This is a genomic window from Microcystis sp. LSC13-02 (genome assembly GCA_002282935.1).
Classification (GTDB): Bacteria; Cyanobacteriota; Cyanobacteriia; order Cyanobacteriales; family Microcystaceae; genus Microcystis.
On sequence record MTBT01000204.1, the window covers coordinates 1 to 8,762 of the forward strand.

General features: G+C 42.7%; 13 protein-coding genes and 1 pseudogene. 12 read left to right on the forward strand and 2 right to left on the reverse strand.

Annotation, left to right across the window (positions count from 1 at the left end; all coding sequences use genetic code 11):
* Positions 1-89: 89 nt before the first annotated feature.
* Positions 90-239: pseudogene (locus BGL89_RS12300) on the forward strand (clan AA aspartic protease); the annotation flags it as partial.
* Between the two features lie 491 nt (positions 240-730).
* Entirely contained in the window at positions 731-1,195 is a 465-nt protein-coding gene (locus BGL89_RS12305) for a hypothetical protein (RefSeq protein ID WP_286825948.1), read from the forward strand.
* Here BGL89_RS12305 and BGL89_RS12310 read toward each other — a convergent pair.
* Positions 1,187-1,309: a hypothetical protein gene (locus tag BGL89_RS12310; RefSeq protein ID WP_286825949.1), complete on the reverse strand. Its 123-nt coding sequence runs from the start codon at positions 1,307-1,309 to the stop codon at positions 1,187-1,189. The genes BGL89_RS12305 and BGL89_RS12310 overlap by 9 nt on opposite strands.
* 149 nt (positions 1,310-1,458) lie before the next feature.
* On the opposite strand from BGL89_RS12310, the gene BGL89_RS12315 reads away from it, so the two are divergent.
* The 6 genes from BGL89_RS12315 to BGL89_RS12340 all read left to right on the forward strand — a co-directional run bounded on the left by BGL89_RS12315 (position 1,459) and on the right by BGL89_RS12340 (position 5,555).
* The gene (locus BGL89_RS12315) at positions 1,459-1,662 is read left to right on the forward strand and encodes a hypothetical protein (RefSeq protein ID WP_286825953.1); all 204 of its coding nucleotides are present in this window, start codon (positions 1,459-1,461) and stop codon (positions 1,660-1,662) included.
* A gap of 19 nt (positions 1,663-1,681) precedes the next feature.
* Positions 1,682-1,981, forward strand: a complete 300-nt coding sequence (locus tag BGL89_RS12320; RefSeq protein ID WP_286825950.1) for a clan AA aspartic protease — start codon at positions 1,682-1,684, stop codon at positions 1,979-1,981.
* A gap of 476 nt (positions 1,982-2,457) precedes the next feature.
* Entirely contained in the window at positions 2,458-3,090 is a 633-nt protein-coding gene (locus BGL89_RS12325; protein WP_002768800.1) for a CDP-alcohol phosphatidyltransferase family protein, read from the forward strand.
* Positions 3,065-4,021: a phosphatidate cytidylyltransferase gene (locus tag BGL89_RS12330; protein WP_286825951.1), complete on the forward strand. Its 957-nt coding sequence runs from the start codon at positions 3,065-3,067 to the stop codon at positions 4,019-4,021. Before BGL89_RS12325 ends, BGL89_RS12330 begins: the two co-directional genes overlap by 26 nt.
* Positions 4,018-4,659, forward strand: coding sequence for a lysophospholipid acyltransferase family protein (locus tag BGL89_RS12335; protein WP_012265433.1), 642 nt, complete (start codon positions 4,018-4,020; stop codon positions 4,657-4,659). The genes BGL89_RS12330 and BGL89_RS12335 overlap by 4 nt, the downstream gene beginning before the upstream one ends.
* 41 nt (positions 4,660-4,700) lie before the next feature.
* Positions 4,701-5,555 carry a class I SAM-dependent methyltransferase family protein gene (locus tag BGL89_RS12340; RefSeq protein WP_002768795.1) on the forward strand — a complete coding sequence of 285 codons (855 nt, stop codon included), beginning with the start codon at positions 4,701-4,703 and terminating at the stop codon, positions 5,553-5,555.
* Between the two features lie 34 nt (positions 5,556-5,589).
* Here BGL89_RS12340 and BGL89_RS12345 read toward each other — a convergent pair whose 3' ends face one another.
* On the reverse strand, positions 5,590-5,940 hold the full coding sequence (locus BGL89_RS12345) for an IS66 family transposase (protein WP_002796839.1): 351 nt from the start codon (positions 5,938-5,940) through the stop codon (positions 5,590-5,592).
* Between the two features lie 293 nt (positions 5,941-6,233).
* Here BGL89_RS12345 and BGL89_RS12350 point away from each other — a divergent pair, with 293 nt between their 5' ends.
* From BGL89_RS12350 to BGL89_RS12365, 4 genes are all read left to right on the forward strand, one after another.
* Positions 6,234-6,476, forward strand: a complete 243-nt coding sequence (locus tag BGL89_RS12350) for a DUF433 domain-containing protein (protein WP_002761871.1) — start codon at positions 6,234-6,236, stop codon at positions 6,474-6,476.
* Between the two features lie 143 nt (positions 6,477-6,619).
* Positions 6,620-7,093 (forward strand): type II toxin-antitoxin system VapC family toxin, encoded by a 474-nt coding sequence (locus BGL89_RS12355; RefSeq protein ID WP_024970806.1) that lies wholly within the window; start codon positions 6,620-6,622, stop codon positions 7,091-7,093.
* 2 nt (positions 7,094-7,095) lie between these two features.
* Positions 7,096-7,323 (forward strand): hypothetical protein, encoded by a 228-nt coding sequence (locus BGL89_RS12360; RefSeq protein ID WP_002790010.1) that lies wholly within the window; start codon positions 7,096-7,098, stop codon positions 7,321-7,323.
* A gap of 480 nt (positions 7,324-7,803) precedes the next feature.
* Positions 7,804-8,316 (forward strand): hypothetical protein, encoded by a 513-nt coding sequence (locus BGL89_RS12365; RefSeq protein WP_286825952.1) that lies wholly within the window; start codon positions 7,804-7,806, stop codon positions 8,314-8,316.
* The last annotated feature ends 446 nt before the right edge of the window (positions 8,317-8,762 follow it).

The window sequence follows — 8,762 nt, forward strand, 5'->3', positions numbered from 1 at the left end:
ATACCTCTACTTTTTCAGAAGCAATTCTGTCTAAGCAAGTAATCTCTGTGAACCAAGAATCCCCGTCTCTTTAGAGCGGGGAGTGTCAAACCGCAACAGTCATTTGGGATGGGCAGTACCGTGAGGTCGATATTGCAGCATCAGAGACAGAACCGCTCCTCGGAATGGCGATGCTCTACGGCTATCGATTGCAGGTTGATAATGTTGAGGGCGGTATCGTGAAAATTGAAGCCTTGTGACCCTTGTTAGAAGCGATCGGCGAGGCACGGTCTAATGTGTAGTTATGCCGACGATACTCTTGTAAGGTTGGCTCTTCTCGACTTTGTGTGATAATTTTTGCTTATGGAATCGTGAAATGCTTACTAGACAACAATTTTAGGACTATTTTGTGGAAAAAACTATCAGTATAGACCTCGTTTCCACACAGAAACCAGAAGAGCCGTAGGTTTGGTTGAGGAACGAAACCCAACCAATAACCCATGATGTGACTAGGTTATAATTGGGGGCATCCCAATTATGTAATGAGTATAAATGCTAAGAAGGGTAAGAAGGCTTTTGTAGTAACGATTCTGGTTCCAATCACACAATTTAGAGAACCGTTGAAAATCTATGAACTCCCGAAAAGGCTTGCCATATAAGTATTTAGCGTCTAAGTATAATTGCTTATTGCACAAGTGGGATGCTCCCCTTTATCATTAATTCGATTGTACAAAAACATAGGAGGAAATTCGTGAAAGTTATAAATTTAATTCTAGCGTCTTCTATTTTAATATTGACTAATATGTTGAATTCTCCTGCGATTGCACAGACCAAGTTGTTCAAGATGACTTGTGTTAAATCAGGAAGGGTCTTTTTTGAAGAGAGTAATGTCTCAATATCAAGGCAGCTATTTAAGTCTATTATGTACATGATTTATGATACGGCAACAATAACATGTGATTTAACTTCTTCTGGCCAAAGATTCTCCCAGCTTGATCTGGCTTTTGGAATATCTGATGGTGAGCGTTGTCGTTCTTCCCAGTTCGTTTCATTATACTTAGATGGAAAAAATGTAGGAAACTTTGAGCTAAACTCAGGAATTTTAAAAACAACTCGATTAAATATTGCTGGCAAGAGAAGTTTTTTTCTTGCATTTCAAGGAGCAAACTGTGCTGCAAGTGGGGCGGTTCATTTTGTAAATGCAACTTTACGCTAATACAAGAAGGAGTGCGATCGCTAATCTTGTGACAGTGCGATCGCCGCTCTTGTAGGGTGCGTTCCCTAATGTGGCTCCTACTGCTCCACTGATCGATTTTGGGGAACGCACCATGCCCATTGATTGAAGTTGTGGGTTAAAGTGCGATGCCGCCCTTCGACGTAGCTCAGGGCAAGTCTGGTGGGTCCGGTTGGGGAATGTTAGCGAAGATTCCCAATGTTTAGGTTAAAATAGAGGGCAAAAGTTGCCACAGGGTCAAGCCAATGACAGTCCGTCAACCCCGCTATAGCAAAGAAGAATTTGCCCAACGAGGCGATCTCATTTATCAAACGCAAATACGCCCACAGGTCGAATTGGGTAATCAGGGCAAAATTGTAGCAATTGACCTTGAAACTGGCGACTTTGAAATTGATGCGCGTGAAATATCTGCTTGCAATAGAGGCGATTATTTCACTTTCGATATGTGACTCTGAAGGAAATATTTACGTGCAAGATGCGATCGTTGATACAGGTTTTAATGGTTGGCTTTCATTGCCACCAGACCTAATCGATCAGCTAAACCTGAAATGGAAAAGACGAGGACGTGCTATTCTTGGTGATGGTAGCGAATGCGTTTTTAATGTCTATGAAGCTGTCGTAATTTGGGACGGAGATTATTTAACCATACCAATTGATGAAGCTGATTCGGAACCTCTAGTTGGAATGTTATTAATGGAAGGCTATCAACTCACGGTTCAAGTGTTTGAAGAAGGAAGGGTAGAAATCCGCAAAGTAACTGCCGGCTAACTTTACCGCTAGACTTACTCAAAAGATTAAGAAATGCAAAACGCTCGACTAAATCTATCTGGTTGGGTAGTATATAAATGGAGCTCGGCTCAGGGGTAGTCGTATGACTGCCGCACCAAACCGCACCAAAACTATAGCATGATTAACTGCCAATCCAACTTGAAAAACCCGCTCCCTTCTCCCCCACTGCTGTAACAAAAAACAACTATCCCCCGATAGCGATCGCTAAAGGTCGAATAATTGTAAATTTTTGTCAATGGGTGCGGTCAGATCGAAGAATCATCGCTAGAATGAGCCTAATTGTCAGAAATTTAGTTAAACAAGGTTTTTGGCAATAGGCTAATCTGGCTAACACGCTTTTGGTCGTGATATAGGGAAAACTTCTGGCGATTACGCCTATCTCTTGGTATGATATATTTATAGTTCCATATCTCTGGACAAAAATTTTTAAATTTATAAAAGTTGATCTAAATTCCGTGATTACTATCTATCAATTAAAGCCAGCTTTTCAAAAGATATTGAGTCCGCTAGTCAAGCAACTAGCGAAACAAGGAATCACGGCGAATCAAATTACCACATCTGCTGCTGTCTTATCAGTATTGATGGGAATAGCAATTGTCCTTTGGCATTGTCAGCGCTGGCTACTGTTGCTGATGCCTTTGGTACTTTTTATGCGAATTGCACTGAATGCTATTGATGGGATGTTAGCCAGAGACTACAACCAGAAAACATCGTTAGGTACTATCTTAAATGAACTAGGAGATGTAATTTCTGATACTGCCCTCTACCTTCCCTTTGCCTTAATACCAGGAGTTTCTAGTATTTTGGTTGTCCCAATTGTCTTACTGTCAATCATCAGTGAAATGACTGGAGTTCTCGGGGTTACAGTGAGTGGAAAAAGACAATATCAAGGGCCAATGGGCAAAAGTGATCGTGCTTTTTTATTTGGTATAATTGCTTTATTATTAGGATTAGGATTGACAGCAGGAAAGTGGTTAGATTATATTTGGATTACCACAATCTTACTGCTATTTTCGACAATTATCAATCGGGCTTACAGCAGCTTAAAGGAATTAGAGTATCATGGTTTGGACGAAGCCAGCAATTAATGTTATCTGGGGGTTAGCAGGGGTATTTATCCTATTAATACTAGCGACTCTCATAATTCAGCTTCTCTCCCTAACTTTGCCAGAGAGAAATTATACAGAACTGAAGCAACGAGTCAAATCTTGGTGGGCAATTACCCTTCTTTTCTCAACTTCTCTCATCCTCAGTCCTGGAATAGCTGTGATCTTTTTTGGTTTTGTCAGTTTTCTGGCCCTGAAAGAATATTTATCTCTAATTCCGACACGGCGGGCAGACCGTCGCGTCTTGTTTTGGGCTTATTTAGCAATCATCTTACAATATTACTGGATTTACAGTCGGTGGTACGGAATGTTTTTAGTATTTATCCCAGTTTATATGTTCCTTATCTTGCCGATGCGGATGGTAATTTTAGGAGAAATACACGGTTTTCTCAAGGCAATAGGAACTCTACATTGGGGATTGATGCTGACAGTATTTAGCATCAGTCACGTCGCCTATTTATTAAGGCTACCACCCGCAGGTAATCCCATAGCTGGCGGTGCTGGATTGTTACTGTATCTTTTATTTTTGACGGCTCTGAATGATATTTCCCAGTACTTGTGCGGAAAAAGTTTGGGAAGACATAAAGTTTTACCGACAGTTAGCCCCAACAAAACCTGGGAAGGCTTGCTAGGAGGGATAATAACGACAATAGTATTGGCAGTAATTTTGGCTCCTTGGTTAACTCCGTTTAATTTAACTCACGCATTCTGGCTGGGGTTACTATTGGGAATTGCCGGTTTTATTGGTGATGTTACTGTATCGGCTCTGAAGCGAGACTTAGGAGTTAAAGACAGCGGTAATCTCTTACCAGGACACGGTGGTATTCTTGATCGTATTGACAGTTTAACTTATACTGCTCCCCTATTTTTCCATTTTACTGTTTACTTTTATTTCCGGGGGATGTTAGCTTGAATAAGTTACTGCGATTGTTGTTTTTTGGTTGCGTGGTTAGACTGATTGTCTTGGTCATTATCGGACTAAGAATCAGTCACAAAGAGAGGCTACCAAAATCGGGACCAGCGATAATTGTTGCCAACCACAACAGCCATCTCGATACCCTGGTATTGATGACACTCTTTCCCTTAAGGTTATTAGACAAATTGCGTCCAGTAGCGGCGGCGGACTATTGGTTAAAGAATCCCTGGCTGACTTGGTTTTCTCTAAATATTATTGGTATCATTCCCTTAAGACGCGAAATGGGGAATGTTCGCGAGCATCCTCTAGACAGTTGTTCTCAGGCATTAGTGCGGAGAGAAATTCTGCTAATCTATCCTGAAGGCTCTCGCGGCAATCCTGAATCTTTAACTAGCTTTAAGAGTGGCATTGCCCATCTAGCGAAACGGCATCCAGAAATCCCCATCTATCCAATTTTCTTGCATGGTTTAGGCAAGACACTTCCCAAAGGTGAAGCTTTATTAGTCCCTTTCTTTTGTGATGTTTGGCTTGGTAATCCTCTCCATTGGACTGGCAATAAACAAAGCTTTATGGATTTGTTAAATCAGTCAATACAAGAGTTGGCATCATCAGGAAATTTTTCTGCTTGGCAATAAAAAAGTTCTTGATTTTTCTTGATTAAACGAAGGAATTAACCATGAATTCTCAAACCTTACCTAGCTATGATTCACTAAGTCGTCCGCTGCCAATTTGGCATCCTAAAGCCATCTACTACAGCCTTGTAAGATTGCTGTTTCAAACCATCGGGCAACTTTCAGACGGAATTCGTCTGGGCTTGAAATACGGCTTTGATTCAGGAGTCATGTTAGAGTATGTTTATCGCAATCGTCCCAGCGGCATTACCTGGTTTGGCAAGATAATTGACCGTGTTTATCTCGACTCCCAGGGATGGCAGGGAATCCGTCAACGTGGGGAAATTCTGAAAAGCGTATTGCGTCAAGTTATCCAAGATAATTTTGAGCAAGGGGTAACAACTAACCTCCTCGATGTTGCTTGTGGTGGTGGCCGCTATGACTTGGAAGTTTTGCTAGATTTTTCGGGTGGTGCAGTGAATGCTTTATTGCGAGATTACAAGGCAGAAAATGTGCAAAAAGCGCAAGAATTAGCTCTCCACCTTGGCGTATCAGCAACTATCGAACAAGCTGACGCTTTTAACGATGACGACTTAAACCGGGTCTTACCACCGCCTAATTTAATTGTCGTCTCGGGACTCCACGAAATATTACCAGATAATGAGTTAATTCGTCAGCATTTCCAGCAATTATATCGTCTTCTTGAACCAGGCGGGACGCTCATTTTTACCATTCAACCCTACCACCCCCAATTAGAGTTTATTGCCAGGGTATTAAATTCTCATACAGGTAAACCTTGGGTGATGCGCCTGAGACCGCTAGAATTAACCGAAGCATGGGCAACTGATGCGGGTTTTCAAGATTTCCAGGTACAGATGGATAACTTTAATATTTTCGGGGTCGTCAAAGCGAGAAAGTGAAGTCAGCGAAAACTCATTTTGTAACTATTCAGGTCTAGGGGTTGACAAAGAGAGAAAAATCAGCAGTGGGGATAAGAGAGACAACCGTATTCAAGGGGTGATGGACAGAGGCCAAAGCCTGACGGAAGAAAGTTAAAACCGAACGGCCTTGGGCGCGACAAGACTGAATCACGGTCAATAAACGGGCAGTATCGACAAAGCCACTGAAGGAGCGAGAACCACCAGCTATCTTGCGCTTAGTTACTCCCAAACGCAGAGAACGCTCGGCTCGGTTATGATCGGGAGAGACTTGAGGATGATCGAGGAAATACCACCACTGATGGGACTTGTCCAGCAAGGATTTCAGCAATAAACCTGCAGCATAACCCGCCTGGGGTCGCCACACAGCTAAAGCTTGCTCTAACCGCAGCGATCGCCGATCTTGTAGGGTGCGTTCCCTAATGTGGCTCCTACTGCTCCAGCGATCGATTTTGGGGAACGCACCATGCCCATTGATTGAAGCTGTGGGTTAAAGTGCGGTGTGGGCTAATCTGGCTAACACGCTTTTGGGCGTGATATAAAGATAGTATGGGTGACGGTTTATATGATGACGGAGAATGGATATGTGGGGGATGTCTTTCAGGCATTGCTTACCCCCGCTAAAGGTTAAAATGATTATGAAGCAATAGAATTACTCTAATGAAACTAGATCGTATTACGAGCAATCCAAACCGTATGAATGGGCAACCCTGCATCCGTAATCTTCGCCTTACGGTTCGTCGAGTGATTGAGCTACTGGCAACTTATCCCGATCGAGCAGAATTACATCAAGAGTTTCCGGAACTGGAGGATGAAGATATTCGACAAGCCCTAATTTTTGCCTCTTCTTACTTGGATGATCGCATCATTGAACTTCCTAATCGCTATGAAGCTGTTGCTTGATCAGGGACTACCGCTTTCTGCGGCAACTTTATGCTGACAAGAATATTTCACGTACAAGGTTGGGTTGACGACTGTTACCCAACACCCTCAGAACCAAGATTAAATGCGGTAGGATAGGCATTGGATAGATTTTCTAGATTGCCGTGAGCGAAACCGTCTATATTGAAACCAGTATCTTAGGCTATCTTACTGCTCGACCCAGCAGAGATATTGTTGTGGCCGCAAATATTGAGGTGACGAAGGAGTGGTGGAATACACGTCGCGGTGATTTTCAACTTTACTCATCCCAAGCGGTCGTGAAAGAAACCTCACAAGGTGATGTTGTGATCGCATCTCAACGACTAGAAATCCTTGCTAATCTATCTTTACTCGACTTGAACCAAGCTGTGCTAGATTTAGCAGAGCAATTTTTGGAACGCAGCAACCTTCCCGCAAAAGCTGATATTGATGCTGTTCATATCGCCACCGCAACCGTTCACGGCATGGATTACCTGCTCACCTGGAATTGCAAGCACATCGCCAATGCTCAAATTCAGGGAAAGTTGGCAGAGATCAGCCTTGATTTTGGCTACGAGTTGCCAATTCTTTGTACACCCTATGAACTTCTCGGAGGTTGATTATGTTTCAGGATGAGATTGTGGAAGAGATCCACAGAATTCGTGAAGAGTACTCTCGGTCATTCAATCATGACTTGAAAGCCATCTTTGCTGATTTGCAAAAGCAACAAGCTGAAAGTGGCAGAGAAGTTGTAACCTTATCTCGAAAACACGGTCTAACAACACGTTGGAGCGGACGAGCGAGAGATATTGATAGTGGTGCAAAGGATATTAGCCGCCGCTCAACTTAGCCGTTATACTGAATCGGTTTTTAATAGCATGATTAACTCCCAATCCAACTTGAAAAACCCGCTCCCTTCTCCCCACTGCTGTAACAAAAAACAACTATCCCCCGATAGCGATCGCTAAAAGTCGAATAATTATAAATTTCTGTCAAGGGGTGCGGTCAGACATAGGAATCATCGCTAGAATGAGCCTAATTGTCAGGAACTTAGTTAAACAAGGTTTTTGGCAATATGCTAATATGACTAACAGGCTTTTGGGGGTGATATAGGGAAAAGTTCTGGCGATTGCGCCTAAATGGAGTGATATACAGAAGGTTGACCCATATCGTTACTCTGGAGAGTTTTATACGGAAAGTTGACCTATAATATGTAGTTATGCCGCAGATATAGAGGCTCTTGTGCGTTAAGGTTTTCTGCATCGCCGTGCTACACAGGCAATATTTTGTACAATTGATATAGGCTCATTGACATTAGTTTCTAAAGGTGATGGAACCAGATAAAGCGACAAAGATAGAAGATAGAAGGGCTGAATATACAGCCCTGAGAGCAGAGATCCTTCAAGCTGATAATATTTGCCTATTAATGATGGGTTATTTGGTGACAGCAGTAGGTTTTTTGTACTCGGTATCTTTGGAGTGGCTTGTAAGTTTCTTGTCTTTGATTAGCCTCTGCTATTTCACAGAGAAGCGGTTTAATATACGCAACATTGCTTCTTTTATCGTTAGCGAGGTCTGCAAAGACGATAGTGGGTTTGAATGGGAAAAATACGTTCAAGAGCGCAGGAAAAAGGGAACGCTACGTCCCTTTGTTATATTACGTCCATACAACGCGGAAGTGATTACTTGTTCAGTTATTGCTCTTTCTCCAGCAGTGAGGGGAGAGCTAATCAATTTAGCTCAATTTAGCCCTAGTGCGGTTTTCTGGTTGGTATTTGCTTTGCTGACATTAATATTATCTGTAGTGAACTTTATAAAATACATAAAATACAATCGCGCTTAGAGAATAGGAAAAGCCATCACTGTAGGGTGCGTTCCCTGATGTGGCTCCCACTGCTCCACTGATCGATTTTGGGGAACGCACCATGCCCATTGATTGAAGCTGTGGGTTAAAGCAGATTAATTGAAGCTGTGAGTCTAAATGCGATCGCCGATCTGGTAGGGTGCGTTCCCTAATGCAAGTACTACTGCTCCAGCGATCGATTTTGGGGAACGCACCATGCCCATTGATTGAAGTTGTGGGTTTAAGTGCGATGCCGCTCTGGTGGGCCCAGTTGGGGAATGTTAGCGAAGATTCCCAATGTTTAGGTTAAAATAGAGGGCAAAAGTTGCCCAGGGTCAAGCCAATGACAGTTCGTCCAGCAATTCTCATTTTAAAAAGTAACAAGTGATACAGACAGAAACAAAGCTTTAAGCAAGCTACAAAATGCGCTCCCGCGAGTGCGACTG

Excerpts from the sequence above, each read along its gene's own strand:
- BGL89_RS12360 (WP_002790010.1), top strand. The coding sequence starts at position 7,096 with ATGTTTCAGGATGAGATTGTGGAAGAGATCCACAGAATTCGTGAAGAG.
- BGL89_RS12350 (WP_002761871.1), top strand. The coding sequence starts at position 6,234 with ATGAAACTAGATCGTATTACGAGCAATCCAAACCGTATGAATGGGCAA.
- BGL89_RS12330 (WP_286825951.1), top strand. The coding sequence starts at position 3,065 with ATGGTTTGGACGAAGCCAGCAATTAATGTTATCTGGGGGTTAGCAGGG.
- BGL89_RS12340 (WP_002768795.1), top strand. The coding sequence starts at position 4,701 with ATGAATTCTCAAACCTTACCTAGCTATGATTCACTAAGTCGTCCGCTG.
- BGL89_RS12315 (WP_286825953.1), top strand. The coding sequence starts at position 1,459 with ATGACAGTCCGTCAACCCCGCTATAGCAAAGAAGAATTTGCCCAACGA.
- BGL89_RS12310 (WP_286825949.1), bottom strand. The coding sequence starts at position 1,309 with ATGGTGCGTTCCCCAAAATCGATCAGTGGAGCAGTAGGAGCCACATTA.
- BGL89_RS12365 (WP_286825952.1), top strand. The coding sequence starts at position 7,804 with ATGGAACCAGATAAAGCGACAAAGATAGAAGATAGAAGGGCTGAATAT.